Source organism: Nocardia citri, from assembly GCF_054065835.1.
The window spans coordinates 177,759-196,865 of record NZ_JBSUQM010000009.1; the positions used below are offsets into that span (position 1 = coordinate 177,759).

Consider the following 19,107-nt stretch of genomic DNA (forward strand, 5'->3'; position numbering starts at 1 on the left):
TTGGACCGGCTGGATTTCGGCGGAAACGGCGAAACTGGTGGCACACGGGCGGACGCGACGCAGGACGCTGCGGAGTACTTTCCGCTGTCGCCGGCACAGCTGGGCATCTGGTACGCGCAGCATGTCGATCCGCAGGTTCCGATCAATATCGCGCAGTACGTAGCCGTCCACGGTGATATCGATCGGGCCGTGCTGCTGGAAGCCAGCATCATCGCCTCGCGCGAGTTGGGCTCGGGCTTCCTGCGGATCGTCGAACGCGACGGTGAGCCGCTGCAGTACGTCGACTACTCGATCCCCGATTCCGACGATATCGGCTACGTCGATCTGCGCGGCGAGGACGACCCCGCGGCCGCGGCCGCGGCGTGGATGCGCGCCGAGTACAGCCGTCCGCTGGACATGGTCAACGACCGCCTGTTGGTGAGTGCGGTCCTGCACCTCGCGGACCGGCACTGGTACTGGTACTCGCGGGTGCATCACATCGTGCTCGACGGCTTCGGCGCGATGACCTTCACCAAGCGGATCGCCGATAACTACACCGCGCTGCTGAACGGCACCGAGCCGCCGGCGTACAAGGCTGTCGATCTGCGCTCCCTGTACGAATCCGAGCTGGCCTACCGCGACAGCACCCGCTTCCAGTCCGATAAGGAGCACTGGGCGCAGCGGGTCGCCGGTTTGGAGGACGGAACCAGCCTGGTCGGACGGTCCGCGCCGCCGGCGCCGCTCAACGGGGTATCGAGTGCGGCATTGTCCACCGAGCAGGAGACGCTGCTCGCCGACGCCGTCACCCGCCACGACAATTCCCCCGCCGGTCTGCTGATCGCCGGGTTCGCCGCGTATCTGGCTCAGTGGACCGGTGCGCAAGAGGTGATCCTGAGCCTGCCGGTGACCGCGCGCACCACCGCGGCGATGCGCCGCTCCGGTGGTGTGACCTCGAATATCGTGCCGCTACGGCTGCGCGTCGACTATGACACCACCGTCGCCGAACTGCTGCGCTCGGTGACCGTCGAAGTATCGGGCGCGCTGCGCCATCAGCGCTACCGCCACGAGGACATCCGGCGCGATAGTGCGGGCGGCGCCAACGCCGGAACCGGTGTCGGCGCGGAATTCTTCGGTCCGTGGGTCAACATCATGTTGTTCCACAACGAGGTCGTGCTCGGCGAGTCCCACAGCCAATTCAACGTGCTGTCCACCGGCAGCATCGAGGACCTCGGTGTCAACTTCTATCAGTCGGTCGGCGGCACTCGATCGCATATCGACTTCGAGACCAACCCGAACCTCTACACCGAAACCGAAGCCGCACAGCATCATTCGCGATTCCTCGAATTCTTCGACCGGTTCCTGGCCGCCGATGCCGACGCCGTGGTGTGGGAGCTGCCCACCACCACCGAGGACGAGCGCGAACTGACACTGCTGGAGTGGAACGATTCCGAGCAGGACGTCCCGGAAACCACCCTGGCGGCCCTGCTGGATGCCCAGATTCAGCTGACTCCGGACAATATCGCCCTGGATTTCGAGGGCGCGCAGGTTACCTACGCCGAATTCGCCGCGCGGGTCAATCGCCTCGCCCGGTTCCTGATCGCCGACGGTGTCGGCCCGGAATCGCTGGTCGCACTCGGTATGCGACGTTCGCTGGAGCTGGTCATCGGCATGCACGCGGTGCTGAAGGCCGGTGGTGCGTATGTGCCGATCGATCCGGATCATCCGGCCGAGCGCACCGCCTACATCCTCGAGTCCGCGGCACCGGTCTGTGTGCTGACGGTCTCCGATGACGGCCTCGAGCTGCCGGAATCGGTGCGCCGGGTCGAAATCGACACCCTCGACGTTTCGGGGTACGACGCCGCGCCGGTGACGGATTCGCAGCGGCGCGCACCGCTGCGGCCGGACAATACCGCCTATGTGATCTACACCTCGGGGTCGACCGGACGCCCGAAAGGCGTTGCGGTAACCCATCGTGCGATCGTCAACCAGCAGCTGTGGATGCTGGACGAGTACCGCCTCACCGCCGAGGATGTGTACCTGCAGAAGACCGCGACCACCTTCGACGTATCACTGTGGGGCTACTTCCTGCCGTTGCTGGTCGGCGCGAAACTTGTTGTCGCGACCCCGGACGGGCACCGCGATCCGCTGTACGTCGCCGAGATGATCGAGCGGCACGGGGTCACCGTCACCGACTTCGTGCCGTCCATGCTGACGGTCTTCGTCACCCATGCCACCGCCGCCCAATGTGCGACGCTGCGTGCGGTTTTCGTGATCGGTGAAGCACTACCCCCGGAGACAGCGGCCGGTTTCCGCGCGATAACGAACGCTGGTCTGCACAACCTCTACGGCCCCACCGAGGCCGCGGTCTCGGTCACGTACTGGGAGGCCACCGCTGCCGACACCGTGACGGTGCCGATCGGCATTCCGGAGTGGAATGTCCAGGTCTACGTGCTCGATTCGCGGCTGCGCCCGGCGGCCGTCGGCGCACCGGGAGAGCTGTATCTGGGTGGGCGTCAGCTGGCGCGCGGTTATCGCGGCCGTCCCGATCTGACCTCGGATCGGTTCGTCGCCAACCCGTTCGGTGTCCATGGCGAGCGCATGTATCGCACCGGTGACCTGGTGCGCTGGAATGCCGCGGGCACCCTGGAATACATCGGCCGCACCGACTTCCAGGTGAAATTCCGCGGTCAGCGCATCGAACTCGGCGAGATCGAAACCGATCTGCTCGCCCATCCCGCGCTCAGCCAGGCCGTGGTGCTCGTGGTCGACACCGCCACCGGTCAGCAGTTGGTCGCCTATGTCGTGCCCGCGCCGGGACAATCGATCGCTGCGTCGAACGGCCACTCCGCAAGCTCCGTGGACGTGATCGAACTCACCCGATTCGTCGCGGAAAAGCTGCCGAGCTACATGGTGCCCGCGGCGATCATGGTGCTGGATGCCTTCCCGCTCAACACCTCCGGCAAGCTGGATCGAAAGGCACTGCCGGAGCCGGTATTCAGCGTGGACGCGGCCGGATTCCGGGCTCCGCGCACCCCGGCCGAGCAGATCGTCGCGGCGATCTTCGCCGATGTGCTCAGCCAGGAACGCATCGGCATCGATGACAACTTCTTCGATCTGGGCGGCAACTCGTTGGTCGCCACCCAGGTGGTGGCCCGGATCAGCGCGGCATTCGGTACCCGAATCGGGGTGCGCGCGCTGTTCGAGACCCCGACCGTGGCCGGTCTGGCCGTCCGCGCCGAAGCAGCGCCGCCGACCGAGCGCCCGCGCCCGGCCCTGGTTGCCCAGCAACTGCCCGAGCGGGTGCCGCTGTCGCTGGCACAGCAGCGGATGTGGTTCATCAACCAATTCGACTCCACGGTGCCGACTTATAACCTGCCGTTCGTGGTGCGCTTGGGCGGCCACGTCGATTTCGACGCGATACAGTCCGCGCTCACCGATGTACTGAACCGCCAGGAATCTCTGCGCACCGTCTTCCCCAACTCGGGCGATGGCGCCTACCAGCAGGTGCTGCCGATCGATGCGGTCGACCTCGGTGTCACCGTGCAGCCGCTCGCGGCGTCCGAACTGGTCGAGGTGCTCACCGAATTCGCTTCCGCGGGGTTCGATGTCTCCACCGAACTGCCCATTCGGGTGCGTCTGTATCAGATCATCGGTGCGTCCTCCGATGACACACCCGAGTACGCGCTCGCCTTCGTCGTGCACCACATCGCGGCGGACGGTTTCTCGTTCGGGCCGCTCGCGCGCGATGTCACCACCGCGTATCTGGCGCGCGCGGCCGGGGCAGCGCCCGCCTGGGCACCTCTGCCGGTGCAGTACCGCGATTACACCCTGTGGCAGCGCGAATTGCTCGGCGCCGAAAGCGATTCCGCCTCCATGGCCGCCCGCGAGATCGCCTACTGGCGCGACGCGCTGGCCGGACTGCCGGATCAGCTGGATCTGCCCACCGACCGGCAGCGTCCGCCGGTGCAGAGCTTCCGCGGCGCGCAGTTCGGTTTCGAGATCGATACCGAACTACACACCCGGCTGACCGCACTGGCCCGCGCCGAGGGCGCCACTCCCTTCATGGTGCTGCATGCCGCGCTGGCACTGCTGCTGGCCCGGCTGTCCGGTACCACCGATATCGCCATCGGTACCCCGATCGCCGGCCGTGGCGAACAGGCCCTCGACGACCTGATCGGCATGTTCGTCAATACGCTCGTGCTGCGCTCGGAGGTCGAGCCGAGCCGGTCCTTCACCGAATTCCTCGCGCGCACCAGGGAAGTCGACCTCGCGGCGTTCGCATACAGCGATGTTCCGTTCGAGCGGATCGTCGAGGTGGTCAACCCGGCCCGATCGCAGGCGCGGCATCCGCTGTTCCAGGTGATGCTGTCGTTCCAGGAGATGTCACACGGCACGCTGGAACTGCCCGGACTGTCGGTATCGGCGGCCGAACTCGAAGTTCACATCGCCAAATTCGATCTGCTCTGGACGCTGACCGAACAGCGCGACAGCCAGGGTGCGCCCGCGGGCGTCTCAGTTGTCATTTCCTATGCCACCGACCTGTTCGACGAGGCGACGGTGTCGTCGTTCGCCGATCGGCTGGTGCGGATTCTGCGCGGGGTCACCGCCGATCCGGCGGCGATCGTCGGCGATATCGATCTGCTCGACGAACGCGAGGTCGAGCTGGCCCGCGACGGCTGGCACGGTGCGCCACGCGAGCTCGAGACGGCGGGCACGGTCAGCGATCTGTTCACCCGCCAGGTGGCCGCGACGCCGGATGCGATCGCCGTGGTCGACCGATCCGTCGACAGCTTCACCCCGGCCGTGGGTGCGTCGCTGACGTACGCGGAGTTCGGGTCCCGGGTGCACACCCTGGCCCGCTGGCTGATCCAGGCGGGTGTCGGTCCGGATGTCCCGGTCGCGCTCGGTATGCGACGCTCGCTCGAACTGATGATCGCGATCCACGCGGTGCTCGAAGCCGGCGGTACCTATGTACCGCTCGATCTCGACCAGCCCGCCGAGCGCATCGCCCATGTAGTCGATACCGCGGCGCCGGCCTATGTGCTGACCACCTCCCGGGATCGGTTCGCACCGCCACAGCTGCCGACAGTGGTCGTCGACGAGCTCGAGCTGTCCGATATCTCCGATGCCCCGGTGACCGATGCCGAGCGCATCTCGCCGTTGCGTCCGGACCATCTGGCGTACGCGATCTTCACCTCGGGCTCCACCGGCCGCCCGAAGGGCGTCGGGGTATCGCATGCCGCGCTGGTGCACCAGATGCGCTGGCTCATCAGCGAATTCGGCATCGGCGCCGACGACATCGCGCTGTACAAGACACCGGCCACCTTCGACGCGTCGGTGTGGGAGCCGTTGGCGCCCTTGCTGACCGGTGGCCGCACCGTGATCGCCACCCACGACGGCTACCGCGACACCCAATACCTGACCGAAGTCATCGCCGCCGAACAGGTCACCATCACCTCGTTCGTGCCGTCGCTGCTGACCGTATTCGCCGGTACCGTCGATCCGGCGGCACTCGGCTCGGTGCGCATGCTGCTGGTCGGTGGTGAGGCGTTCTCCGGTGAGGCAGTGGAGGCGTTGCGCAAGCTCGGTCGCCCCGATATCACACTGATCAACCTGTACGGCCCAACGGAATTCACCGTCAACGCCACCCATGCGGTCGTCGGCGAGGTGGTGCGCGGTGCGGCGCCGATCGGCGCGCCGGTCTGGAATACCCAGGCCTATGTGCTCGACGCGCGGCTGCACCCGGTGCCGCCGGGTGTCGCGGGTGAACTGTATCTGTCGGGTCCCCAGCTGGCGCGTGGCTATCTCACTCGCCCGGATATGACGGCCGACCGCTTCGTCGCGAATCCGTTCGGCCCCAGCGGTTCTCGCATGTACCGCACCGGTGACCTGGTGACCCGCGATGCCGCGGGACAGATCGTCTACACCGGTCGTACCGACTTCCAGGTGAAACTGCGCGGCGTCCGGATCGAGCTCGGCGAGATCGAATCCGCGCTGCGCGCCCATCCTCTGGTGGCGCAGGCGGTCGCACTGGTTCGTTCCGACAACCGGCTCGGCGACCAGTTGGTCGCCTATGTGGTGCCGACCGAGGCCGAGCCGGATGCGGGATTCGATTCCGCGTTGCGTACGCATCTGGCGGCCATGGTGCCCACCTACATGGTGCCCGCGGCCTTCGTGATGCTCGACGCCATGCCGCTCAATGCGAACGGCAAGCTCGATCGGCGCGCCCTGCCCAAGCCGGTCTTCGAGGTCCACACCTTCCGTGCGCCGAGTACGCCCATCGAGGAGATCGTCGCCCAGATCTTCGGCGAGGTGCTCGACCTGCCCCGCGTCGGCGTGGACGACGACTTCTTCGACCTCGGCGGCAACTCGCTGATCGCCACCCAGGTCGCTTCGCGCATCGGCACCGCACTCGATACCCGGGTGCCGGTGCGGATGCTGTTCGAGGCGTCCACGGTGGCCGCGCTGGCGGCCCGGGTGGAATCGCATGCCGGCGCCGGTGCCCGCAATGCGCTGGTCGCCAGGCAGCGCCCGGAGGCGGTGCCGCTCTCGCTCGCACAGCAGCGGATGTGGTTCCTCAACCGCTTCGATACCGCATCAGCGGTCAACAACATTCCGGTCGCGATCCGGCTTTCCGGTGATCTCGATGTCGCCGCACTGCAGGTCGCGGTGATCGATGTCATCGACCGGCACGAATCGCTGCGCACCGTCTTCCCGGAGACCAAGAACGGTCCGGTACAGGTCGTGCTCGACGCGGCGCAGATCGTGCCCGACCTGACCCCCTACCGGGTCACCGAGGAGACCCTGGTCGACCATCTGATCGACCTGGCCTCCATGGCCTTCGACGTCACCGACGAAGTGCCGTTGCACGCAAGGCTTTTCGAGATCAGCGAGTCCGAATTCGTGCTCGGCATGGTGGTGCACCACATTTCGGCCGACGGTTGGTCGATGGGGCCGCTGGCGCGCGATGTCATGGTGGCGTACGCGGCGCGCACCTCATGGGAGTCGCCCGCCTGGTCCGCGCTGCCGGTGCAGTACGCGGACTACGCGCTGTGGCAGCGCGAGGTGCTCGGCTCCGAGGGGGATCCGGAATCGCTGATCTCCAGCCAGATCCGGTACTGGACCGAGGAACTCGCCGATCTGCCCGACGAGCTGGTGCTGCCGTCGGACCGCCCGCGTCCGGCGATCGCCTCCTACCGTGGTGGCACCTACGCGTTCGTGATCTCCGCCGAGACCCAGCGCGCGCTGATCGATCTGGGGCGCAAGCACAATGCGTCGCTGTTCATGGTCATGCACAGCGCGCTCGCCGTGCTGCTGGCGCGGGTCAGCGGTACCAGCGATATCGCTATCGGTACCCCGGCCGCCGGTCGCGGTGAGGCCGCGCTGGACGACCTGATCGGCATGTTCGTCAATACCCTCGTCCTGCGCACCGATGTCGCGGGTTCGGCGAGTTTCGCCGATCTGCTCGCCCAGGCCAGGGAAACCGACCTGCAGGCGTTCGCGCATTCGGATCTGCCGTTCGAGCGTCTGGTCGAAATCCTCAACCCAGCCCGTTCGCAGGCCCGCAATCCGCTGTTCCAGGTGATGCTGGCGTTCCAGAACATCAAGCAGGCCAACCTCGAATTGCCCGGACTGTCGGTCAACGGCATCGATTACGATGCGCGACTGGCCAAATTCGATCTGCAGCTGACCCTGCAGGAGACCCAGGAATCGGGCGAGGCCGCCGGTATGTCGGCCGAAATCTCCTACGCCCTCGATCTTTTCGACGAGGACACGGTAGCGGCCTTCGCGCGGCGCCTCGACCGGATCCTGGCGGCCATCATCGCCGATCCGACCGTACCGGTCGGCGACATCCAGCTGCTCGACGATCAGGAAGCCGCGCTCGCGGTGATCGGCTGGAACGACACCGAGCACGACCTGCTGCCGCGCCGGCAGCCCGGCCGCACCCCGCGTCGTTCCGGTATTCACCACAGCGGCGGGCTCACCTTGGTGGGCGAATTCGCCGCGCAACTCGCCGCCACGCCGGATGCGGTCGCGATCGTGGATCCGGCGACCGGAACCTCGCTCACCTACGCCGAATTCGGTGCCCGGGTGCACCGGTTGGCGCGGCGGTTGGTCGAGGCCGGTGTCGGTCCGGAAAGGCTTGTTGCCCTTGGTTTGCGGCGCTCGGTCGACCTGGTGGTCGCGGCGTACGCGGTGCTGGCGGCGGGTGGCGGTTATGTGCCGTTGGACCTGGATCAGCCGACCGAGCGGATCAGCTATGTGCTCGAGTCCGCGGCACCGGTCTGTGTGCTGACGACCTCGCGGGACAACTTCGATGGCGCCGGTCTGCCCACCTTCGTCATCGATGAGCTCGAGCTGTCCGAGTATTCGGCTGCACTGGTAACCGATGAGGAGCGCCCCGCGCCGCTGCGGTCGGAGCACACCGCGTATGTGATCTTTACTTCGGGTTCGACCGGTCGGCCGAAGGGTGTGGCGGTGCCGCATGCGGCCGTGGTCAACCAGATCCGTTGGATCACTGGTGAATACGGCATCGGTGTCGATGATGTGGTGTTGTTCAAGACCCCGGCGACCTTCGATGTGTCGGTGTGGGAGTTGTTCGGCCCGTTGAGTACTGGTGGTCGGATTGTGGTCGCGAGCCCGGACGGTCATCGCGATCCGCAGTACCTGGCGGAAGTCATTGCGGCCGAGCGGGTCACGATGACCTCGTTCGTGCCCTCGATGCTGACCGTCTTCGCGGGCAGTGTGGCTGCCGCCGGTACTGCGGCGCTGGAATCGCTGCGCGCCTTGCTGATCGCCGGTGAGGCCTTCACCGGTGACGCTGTCACCGCGATTCGCAATGTCAGCTCCGCCGAGCTCTACAACCTGTACGGCCCGACCGAATTCACGGTGCACGCGACGCACGGTCCGGTGGCGCAGGGGCTGGTCGGTGCGGTGCCGATCGGTCTGCCGGTCTGGAATTCGCAGGCGTATGTGCTGGATGCCCGACTGCATCCGGTCGCGGCGGGTGTGGCGGGTGAGTTGTATTTGGCCGGTGCGCAGTTGGCGCGTGGCTATGTCGGTCGGGCTGATTTGAGCGCGGATCGTTTCGTGGCCAACCCGTTCGGTGTGTCGGGTGCTCGCATGTACCGCACCGGTGACCTGGTGACCCGGGCCGCTGACGGTGCGATCGTGTACCTCGGGCGCACCGATTTCCAGGTCAAGTTGCGTGGTCTGCGTGTCGAGCTCGGTGAGATCGAAACCGCGCTGACCGGGCATGATTCGGTGGCGCAGGCGGTGGCGCTGGTGCGCTCGGATGCCCGGACCGGCGATCAGCTGGTCGCCTATGTAGTGCCCGTCAACGGCGGTACGGTCGATCTGGACGAGCTGCGTGCGCACCTGAGCGCGCAGCTGCCGTCGTACATGGTTCCGGCGGCGATCGTGGTGCTGGATGCGATGCCGTTGAACCCGAACGGGAAGCTGGATCGGCGTGCGTTGCCTGAGCCGGTCTTCGAGGCCAGGGAATTCCGTGCGCCGTCGACCCCGATCGAAGAGATCGTCGTCGACATTTTCAGCGAGGTGCTGAGCCAGGACCGCATCGGCATCGATGACAACTTCTTCGATCTCGGTGGTAACTCGCTGATCGCCACCCAGGTGGTCGCGCGCCTCGGCGCCGCGCTCGATACCCAGGTGCCGGTGCGGATGCTGTTCGAGGCGCCGACCGTCGCCGCGCTCGCCGCGCGCATGGAGGCCAAGGCCGGGGCCGGTGGCCGCCAGGCGCTGACCGTGCGGTCGCGGCCGGAGTACCCGCCGCTGTCCCTGGCCCAGCAGCGGATGTGGTTCCTCAACCGCTTCGACGCCGATTCGGCCGCCGACAATATTCCGGCGGCGGTGCGGCTGCACGGGCATCTGGATCTGCCCGCGCTGCGCGGTGCCATCGCCGATGTGATCGCCCGCCACGAATCGCTGCGCACGATCTACCCGTCCCACGAGGGCGTGGCCTACCAGCAGGTGCTCCCGGCCGCGCAGGCGATTCCGGAACTGGAGATCGTCCCGGTCGCCGAGAGCGAATTGGGCAGTGCCCTCTACGAATTCATCGGCCGCGGTTTCGATATCACGGCCGAATCTCCGGTTCGGACTCGGCTCTACCAGGTCGAGCGTGCGCCACTGAGCAGCGCGAAGTGGCGCGACAACACCCAGAACCACGTGCTCACGGTCGTCGTGCATCACATTGCGGCGGACGGCTTCTCGATGCGTCCGCTGGTCCGCGATCTGATGTCGGCCTATATCGCGCGCAGTTCGGAAACCATCCCGGTCTGGCCGCCGCTGGCGGTGCAGTACGTGGATTACGCACTGTGGCAGCGCGATACGCTCGGCTCGGAGGACGATCCGACCTCGCTGATCTCCGAACAACTCGGCTACTGGCGCGAAACCCTGGCCGGACTGCCCGAGGAACTGCGCCTCTCGCCCAAGCCGCGGCCGGCCGTTGCGTCGTATACGGCGAGCACGCACCGATTCCAGCTGCCCGGCGCTCTCGTCGAGGCGCTGAACCGCGTCGCGCACGAGCACAACACCACGCTGTTCATGGTGGTGCACAGCGCATTCGCGACCCTGCTCGCGCGGCTGAGCGGTTCCGATGACATCGCCATCGGCATCCCGGTGGCCGGTCGTGGTGAACAGGTCCTCGACGACCTGGTCGGCATGTTCGTCAACACCCTAGTGCTGCGCACCCAGGTCGAGCCGACCGAATCGTTCGCCGATCTGCTCGCCCAGGTGCGCGAACGCGACCTTCAGGCCTTCGCGCACGCCGACGTGCCGTTCGAGCGGCTGGTCGAGGTGCTCAACCCGGCCCGCTCGCAGGCGCGGCATCCGCTGTTCCAGGTGATGCTGTCGTTCCAGAACCTCGGACGCACCTCGCTGGAGCTGCCCGGACTCGCGGTATCCGAACTCGGTATCGATCCGCCGACGGCCAAGGTCGACCTGCAGCTCACGCTGAGCGAGGGTGCCGAATCCGAGATGGCCGCCGAACTCGTCTATGCCACCGACCTTTTCGATGACCAATTCGCGAACGTCTTCGCCGAGCGCTTCGTCCGGGTGCTGCGCGGTATCACCGCCACACCGGCGATCGCGGTAGGCGATATCGACCTGCTCGATGACGCCGAGCGGACCCAGGTGCTCTACCGGTGGAACGACACCGAATTCCCGGTGGACGCGGCGCTGACCTCGCCGGTCGGCGATGCGGCCGCGACGCTGGTTTCGCTGTTCGAGGCGCAGGCGGTGCGCACGCCGGACGCGGTCGCGGTCAGCTACGAGGGGACAAGTCTGTCCTATGCCGAGTTCGCCGCCTGGGTGCACCGGTTGGCACGCTGGCTCAAACAGAACGGCGTCGGTCCGGAATCGTATGTGGCCCTCGGTATGCGGCGTTCGATCGAGCTGGTCGTCGGCATGTACGCGATCAATGCCGCCGGTGGTGCGTATGTGCCGCTGGATCCGGATCATCCGGCCGAGCGCATCGATTACATCCTGGACACCGCGCGACCGGTCTGCGTGCTGACCACGGGCACCGATCTGGAGACCACGGCCTCACCCCAGGTCCGCCTGGATGAACTCGACCTGTCCGAGTTCTCGGACGAACCGTTGACCGACGCGGACCGCCATCGCCCACTGCGTCCGGGCAACACCGCGTACGTCATCTTCACCTCGGGTTCGACCGGTCGTCCCAAGGGTGTCGCGGTCTCGCACGCCGCGATCGTCAACCGCCTGGTGTGGATGCACGCCGAATACGGTCTGTCCGCCGAGGACGTAGTGCTGCAGAAGACTCCGGCGACCTTCGACGTGTCGGTGTGGGAGTTCTTCTGGCCGTTGCAAGTCGGTGCCCGCCTGGTCGTCGCCAAGCCGGACGGTCATCGCGATCCGGCCTATATGGCGCGCCTGATCGTCGACGAGCAAGTGACCACGGTGCACTTCGTGCCGTCCATGCTATCGGTCTTTGTCGCCGAGGACCGTGCGGCCGAATGCACCAGTCTGCGTAATGTTTTCGCCTCCGGTGAGGCGCTGCCCGCCGTCGCGGCGCAGCGCCTGCGGCAGCTGACCGGCGCGCGGCTGCACAACCTCTACGGCCCGACCGAGGCCGCGGTCGACGTCACCTTCCACGAGGTGACCGATGCCGATACCAGCTCGGTGCCGATCGGTGCGCCGGTATTCAACACCCAGGTGTATGTGTTGGATTCGCGGTTGCGTCCGGTGCCCGCGGGTGTCCCGGGCGAGCTGTATCTGGCGGGCGCGCAGCTCGCGCACGGCTATGTCGGCCGCCCGGACCTGACCACCGAACGTTTCGTCGCGAACCCGTTCGGTACGGCCGAGCGCATGTACCGCACCGGTGACCTCGTCACCTGGACGGCGCGCGGCGAACTGGAGTACCTGGGCCGCACCGACTTCCAGGTGAAGCTGCGCGGTCTGCGCATCGAACTCGGTGAGATCGAATCGGCGCTCACCGCACAGGACGCGGTGGCGCAGGCGGTCGCGCTGGTGCACTCCGATGAGCGGACCGGCGATCAGCTGGTCGCCTACCTGGTCGCGAATCCGGACCGGGCCATCGATATCGAGACCGTCAAGAACACCCTCGGTGCGCAGCTGCCCGCCTACATGGTGCCCGCCGCGTACATGGTGCTCGACGAGTTCCCGCTCAATGCCTCCGGCAAGCTGGATCGCAAGGCACTGCCCGCACCGACGTTCGCGGCCAAGGTATTCCGCGCGCCGACCACCCCGGTGGAGGAAATCGTCGCGGGCACCTTCGCCGAAGTACTCGGACTGCACGGCGCCGGTCACGGCATCGGCCTGGACGACGACTTCTTCGAACTCGGCGGCAACTCGCTGATCGCCACCCAGGTCGCCGCCCGGCTCGGCGCGGCACTGGACACCCAGATCCCGGTGCGCGCGCTGTTCGAGGCGTCGAACGTCGCGGCACTGGCGGCGCTGGTGGAATCGGCCGCCGGTGCCGGCGGCCGGGCACCGCTGACCCCGCAGCCGCGCCCCGAGCTGGTCCCGCTATCGCTGGCCCAGCAGCGGATGTGGTTCCTGAACCGCTTCGACAACCGAACCGCGGTCAACAATATCCCGGTCGCCGTGCGGCTCACCGGCGATGTCGACCTCGCCGCGCTGAACGCCGCTATCGGCGATGTGCTGGCCAGGCACGAGGCGCTGCGCACCATCTACCCGGAGGTCGAAGGCACCGGCTACCAGCACGTCCTGCATACCGACGAGGTGCGCTTCGAGCTGGCGACCGAGACGATCGCCCCCGCCGCGGTGCCCGCGCGCATTGTCGAGCTGGCGAGCGTGCACTTCGATGTGACCCGCGAGGTGCCGTTCCGGGCGAACCTGCTCGGCATCGATGCCGACAACCACGTCGCGGTGCTGGTCATGCACCACATCAGTGGCGACGGCTTCTCGCTGCGTCCGCTGCTGCGTGATGTGGTGCTGGCCTACACCGAGCGCAGCCGCGGTGAGGTGCCCACCTGGGCGCCGCTGGAGGTCCAGTACGCCGACTACGCGCTGTGGCAGCGCGCGGTGCTCGGCGGCGAGGACGATCCGGAATCCGTCGCGGCACAGCAGCTCGCCTACTGGACCGAGCAGCTGGCCGATCTGCCCGATCAGATCGAACTGCCCGCCGACCGCTCGCGCCCCGAGGTCGCCTCCAATGCCGGTGGCACCCACGGCTTCTCGATCGACGCCGAATTGCACGCCGCACTGGCCGAACTCGCCCGCGCCCGCGGCGTCACGCTGTTCATGGTCATGCACGCGGCACTGGCGACCTGGGCGGCCCGACTGTCCAACAGCACCGACATCGCGATCGGCACGCCGATCGCCGGGCGCGGTGAACGCGCGCTCGACGACCTGGTCGGCATGTTCGTCAATACGCTGGTACTGCGCAATGCGGTCGAGCCGAGCGACACGTTCAGCGATCTGCTCGCGCAGGTGCGCCGCACCGATCTCGCGGCCTTCGCCAATGCCGATGTGCCGTTCGAGCGGCTGGTGGATGTCATCAGTCCCGCTCGGTCGCAGGCGCATCACCCGCTGTTCCAAGTGGCGTTGACCTTCGAGGCCACCTCGGCCGCGGATATGGGCACCGTCGCGTTGCCGGATCTCGAGCTGTCGGTGGTCGAATTCGATCCGGGCACCGCCAAATTCGATGTGCAGCTGACCGTCGGTGCGACCGTCGACGGTGCGCTGGGCATGTCGTGGAACTACGCCACCGAACTGTTCGATCCGGAGACCGTGGCGTCATTCGCCGATCGCCTGGTCCGGATTCTGCGGAGTGTGGTCGAGGATCCCGAGATCGTCATCGGCGATATCGATCTGCTCGGTGAGGCCGAGCGGCTGAATGTGTCGCAGCGCTGGGTATCGTCCGGATTCGACAGTCTGGCGCGAGCGACGGGCCCGCAGGCAGCACGGGGGGCCGTCGAGACAGCGCTCGGCAAGGCGTACGCGCGCGCGGAGGGCACCGGCAGCGCCCTGATACGACGCGGCGCCGCGCGATTCAATGCGCCGGGTACCACGCTGGTCGACCTGTTCGAGCAGGCGGTGGCCGCGCATCCGGACAATACCGCGGCCAAATTCGGCATCGAATCGCTGACCTACGCGGAGCTGGATCGGCGCGCGAATGTGCTGGCGCGCAGGCTGATCGCCGACGGCGCCGGCCCCGAGTCGCTGGTCGCGGTGATCCTGCCGCGCTCGCTCGATCTGGTGGTCGCGCTGCTCGCGGTGGTGAAGACCGGTGCGGGTTACGTTCCGGTCGATCCGACCTATCCGGCCGACCGCATCGCCTACGTGCTCGCGGATTCGCGTCCGACCAGCGTGATCCTCGATTCCACGGTCCAGGTGCGGGTGCCCGAGGAATTGCCGACCGTGGTCCTCGACGGATTCGCGGTGGAGACCGGCAATATCGAGGACGCCGACGACGCCCCGATCACCGACGCCGACCGTCTCGCGGTGCTCAGCCCGGACAACGTCGCGTACGTGATCTACACCTCCGGCTCGACCGGCCGCCCGAAGGGCGTCGCGGTCGCGCACCGGAATGTGGTCCGGCTGTTCGCCAATACCGATCGCGACTTCGGCTTCGGCCCCCGCGATGTGTGGACGCTGTTCCACTCCTACGCCTTCGACTTCTCGGTGTGGGAGTTGTGGGGTCCGCTGCTGTTCGGCGGCACCCTGGTCGTCGTCGACTACTACACCTCGCGTTCGCCCGAACAGTTCCTGGAACTGCTGCGGGTGGAACAGGTCACGGTGCTCAACCAGACGCCGTCCGCGTTCTACCAACTGGCCGAGGCGGATCGCAATGCCGCACCGGATGCCGAACCGCTGGCGCTGCGCTATGTGGTATTCGGTGGTGAAGCTCTCGAACTGCGCAGGCTCGCGGATTGGGTGGCCCGCCACGGCGACGGTACCGATCGGCGCCGCGCTCCGCTGCTGGTCAATATGTACGGCATCACCGAGACCACGGTGCATGTGTCCTACCGCGCGCTCGATGCGGCGACCATCGCCGCCGCCTCGGGCAGTGTGGTCGGCCGCGCCATCGCCGGTCTGCGCGTATACGTCCTCGACAACCGGCTGCGGCCGGTTCCGGTCGGCGTCGCGGGCGAAATGTATGTCGCGGGACCGCAATTGGCCCGCGGCTACCTCGGCCGCCCCGACCTGACCACCACTCGGTTCGTCGCGAATCCGCTCGCCGAGCCGGATGCCGCGGGCACGCGCCTGTACCGCTCCGGCGACCTCGCGCGCTGGAACCGCTTCGGCGAGCTCGAATACCTCGGCCGCGCCGACGATCAGGTCAAGGTGCGCGGCTTCCGCATCGAACTCGGTGAGATCGAATCCGCCATTCTGGCTCAGCCGGGCATTGCCCAAGCCGCGGTCATCGTGCGCGAGGATCAGCCGGGCGATCAGCGGATCGTGGCCTACGTGGTCGCCGAACCCGAGGTGATCCCGGATCTCGACGTGGTACGCAGCGGTGCGGCGCAACGACTTCCGTCCTATATGGTGCCCGCGGCGCTGGTGCGTCTCGAGTGGATTCCGTTGACCGTCAACGGCAAGCTGGATCGGCGCGCGCTGCCCGCGCCCGCGGTGCGGGCCAAGCTCTTCCGCGCCCCGGTCACGCCGGTGCAGGAGACCGTCGCCGCGGTCTTCGCCGATGTGCTCGACCTGCCCAGGGTCGGTGTCGATGACGACTTCTTCGACCTCGGCGGCAATTCGCTCATCGCGACCCGGGTGGTGTCCCGGATCGGTGCCGCGCTCGGCACCACCGTCCCGGTGCGCGCGCTGTTCGAGGCCTCCACCGTGGAGGCGCTCGCGGCGCGGGTGGAATCGCATGCCGACGGCGCCGCGCGCGCCCGGCTGGTGGCACGGCCGCATAAGGCCGACGAACTGGTGCCGCTGTCGTTCGCGCAGCAGCGCATGTGGTTCCTGAACAAGTACGACACCGCATCGGCCGCCTACAACTTGCCGGTCGCCATCCGGCTGACCGGTGCGCTCGATATCGAGGCGCTGCGACTCGCGGTGGCCGATGTGGTGCGCAGGCACGAATCGCTGCGCACCCGCTACCCGGAGCACGGTGGCACCCCGGTCCAGGTGATCGTGCCCGCCGATGCGATCGCGCTCGATCTGCAGCCGGTTTCGGTCGATCCGGCCGAGCTGACCGCGGTGGTGACCGAATTCGTGACCACCGGATTCGATGTGTCCGAACAGGTTCCGCTGCGGACCAGGCTCTTCTGCGCCGGTGCCGACGAGTATGTGTTCGTCGTCGTGGTACACCACATCGCGGCCGACGGTTTCTCTGTCGGTCCGCTGACCCGCGACGTGATGCTCGCCTACACCGCGCGCGCCCAGGATGCCGCACCCGGATGGGCGCCGCTGCCGGTGCAGTACGCGGACTTCGCCATCTGGCAGCGTGAAGTCCTCGGCGCCGAAGACGATCCGACCTCGCTGATGGCGCGTCAGGTGGCGCACTGGCGGCGCGCACTCGACGATGTACCGGACGAACTGCCGTTGCCCACCAACCGGCCGCGTCCCGCGATCGCCTCGCTTCGCGGCGCGACCCTGCAGACCGAACTGCCCGCCGAACTGATCGCGGCGCTGGAAGCTATTGCGCGTCAGCGTGGCGCGTCGCTGTTCATGGTGATGCACAGTGCGCTCACGGTGCTGCTGGCCCGGTTGTCGGGCACCGACGATATCGCCGTCGGTTCGCCGATCGCGGGACGCGGTGAGCAGGCGCTCGACGATCTGGTCGGCATGTTCGTCAACACCCTCGTGCTACGCACCGGCATCGATCAGTCCGAACCCTTCATCGCGCTGCTGGACCGGGTGCGCTCGACCGATCTGGATGCCTTCGGCAATGCCGACGTGCCGTTCGAACGGCTCGTGGAACTGCTCGCGCCGGAACGCTCGCAGGCGCGCAACCCGCTGTTCCAGGTGATGCTCGCCTTCCAGAACCTGGAGCGCGCCGCACTCGAATTGCCGGGTCTTTCGGTGTCCGCACTGGACCTCGACGAGAATGTGGCCCGCTTCGACCTGCAGTTCACGCTGTCCGAAACCGGTTCCGCCGGAATGACTGTGGCGCTCACCTACGCCACTGAACTGTTCGACGAGTCGACCGCGGCGCTGATCGCGCAGCGCCTGCGGTGGGTGCTCGAAGCCATTGCCGCCGACCCCACGGTCGCGGTGGGTGCCATCGACGTGCTCGACGCGCAGGAGCGGGCCGAGTTGATCGCCCGCACCGGTGGGGCCGCCGTGCCCGCACGCACCCTGCCCGAGCTGCTGGCCGAGGCCGCGGCGATGGATCCGAAGGCGACCGCCGTGGTGTTTCAGGGGACACGTGTCTCCTATGGCGACCTCGATGAGCGGTCGAACCGGTTGGCGCGTTTGCTCATCGCCGAGGGCATCGGTACCGAGGATCTGGTCGCGGTCGGTGTGCCGCGGTCGGCGGATTCGGTCTTGGCCGCCTGGGCGGTATCGAAGACGGGTGCGGCATTCGTGCCCGTCGACCCGAACTACCCGGCCGAGCGTATCGCGCATATGGTTACCGATTCCGGTTCGCCTGTCGGCCTCACGGTCGCGGTGGTCCGCGACGGTCTGCCGGATTCGGTGCGCTGGCTGGTGCTCGATGAGCTCGACCTGGATGGATTCGACGGTGGCCCGATCACCGACGCCGACCGGGTCCGCCCGCTGCGTCCGGCACATCCGGCCTATGTCATCTACACCTCGGGCTCCACCGGTGTGCCCAAGGGTGTCGTGGTTACCCATGCCGGTCTGGCGAACTTCAGTGTCGAGCAGATCGTCCGCTACGACCTCGATTCCGGTTCGCGCGCACTGCATTTCGCCTCGCCCAGCTTCGACGCCTCGATTCTCGAACTGCTGCTCGCGGTCGGTGCCGGTGGTGCGCTCGTGGTGACGCCGCCCGGCGTGTACGGCGGTGAGGAGCTGTCCGAGCTGATCCGCACCGAGCGGGTCACCCACGCGTTCATCACACCCGCCGCGCTGGCCACCTTCGACCCGAGCGGCCTGGACTCGCTGCGGGTACTGGTCGCCGGCGGTGAGGCCGTTCCGGCGGATCTGGTCGCGAAATGGGCGGTGCCGCTGGCGAACGGAGCCGTCCGCGACTTCCACAACGGTTACGGTCCGACCGAGACCACCATCATGACCAATATCAGCGATCCGCTGGTGGCCGGTGACACGGTGGTGATCGGTGCGCCGATCCGTGGCATGCAGTCGCTGATCCTGGACGCCCAGCTCCGGCCGGTACCGGTGGGTGTCGCGGGTGAGCTGTATCTATCGGGCATCCAGCTGGCGCGCGGCTATCACGCCCGCGCCGGACTGAGCGCCGAGCGCTTTGTCGCCAACCCGCATGTCGCGGGTGCGCGGATGTACCGCACCGGTGACGTGGTCCGCTGGACCCGCACCGGCGAGGTCGAATATGTGGGCCGCTCCGACTTCCAGGTGAAGGTGCGCGGTTTCCGCATCGAACTCGGTGAGATCGACGCGGCGCTGGCCGCGCACGAGACCGTCGACTTCGCGGTCACGATCGGCCACAAGGGCGCCATGGGTGCCACCTCGCTGGTGTCGTATGTGGTTGCGGCACCAGGTCGTTCGATCGATATCGCC

Annotated in this window: 1 protein-coding gene (cut by a window edge); it reads left to right on the plus strand. The window is 67.3% G+C overall.

Going from position 1 to position 19,107, the window contains the following annotated elements; all coding sequences use genetic code 11:
* On the plus strand, positions 1–19,107 hold the beginning of the coding sequence (locus ACW2Q0_RS16295) for a non-ribosomal peptide synthase/polyketide synthase (protein WP_457190907.1). The gene runs 24,957 nt beyond the window's last position; 19,107 of the gene's 44,064 nt are visible here — the first part of the coding sequence; the start codon lies at positions 1–3; its stop codon lies beyond the right edge, outside the window.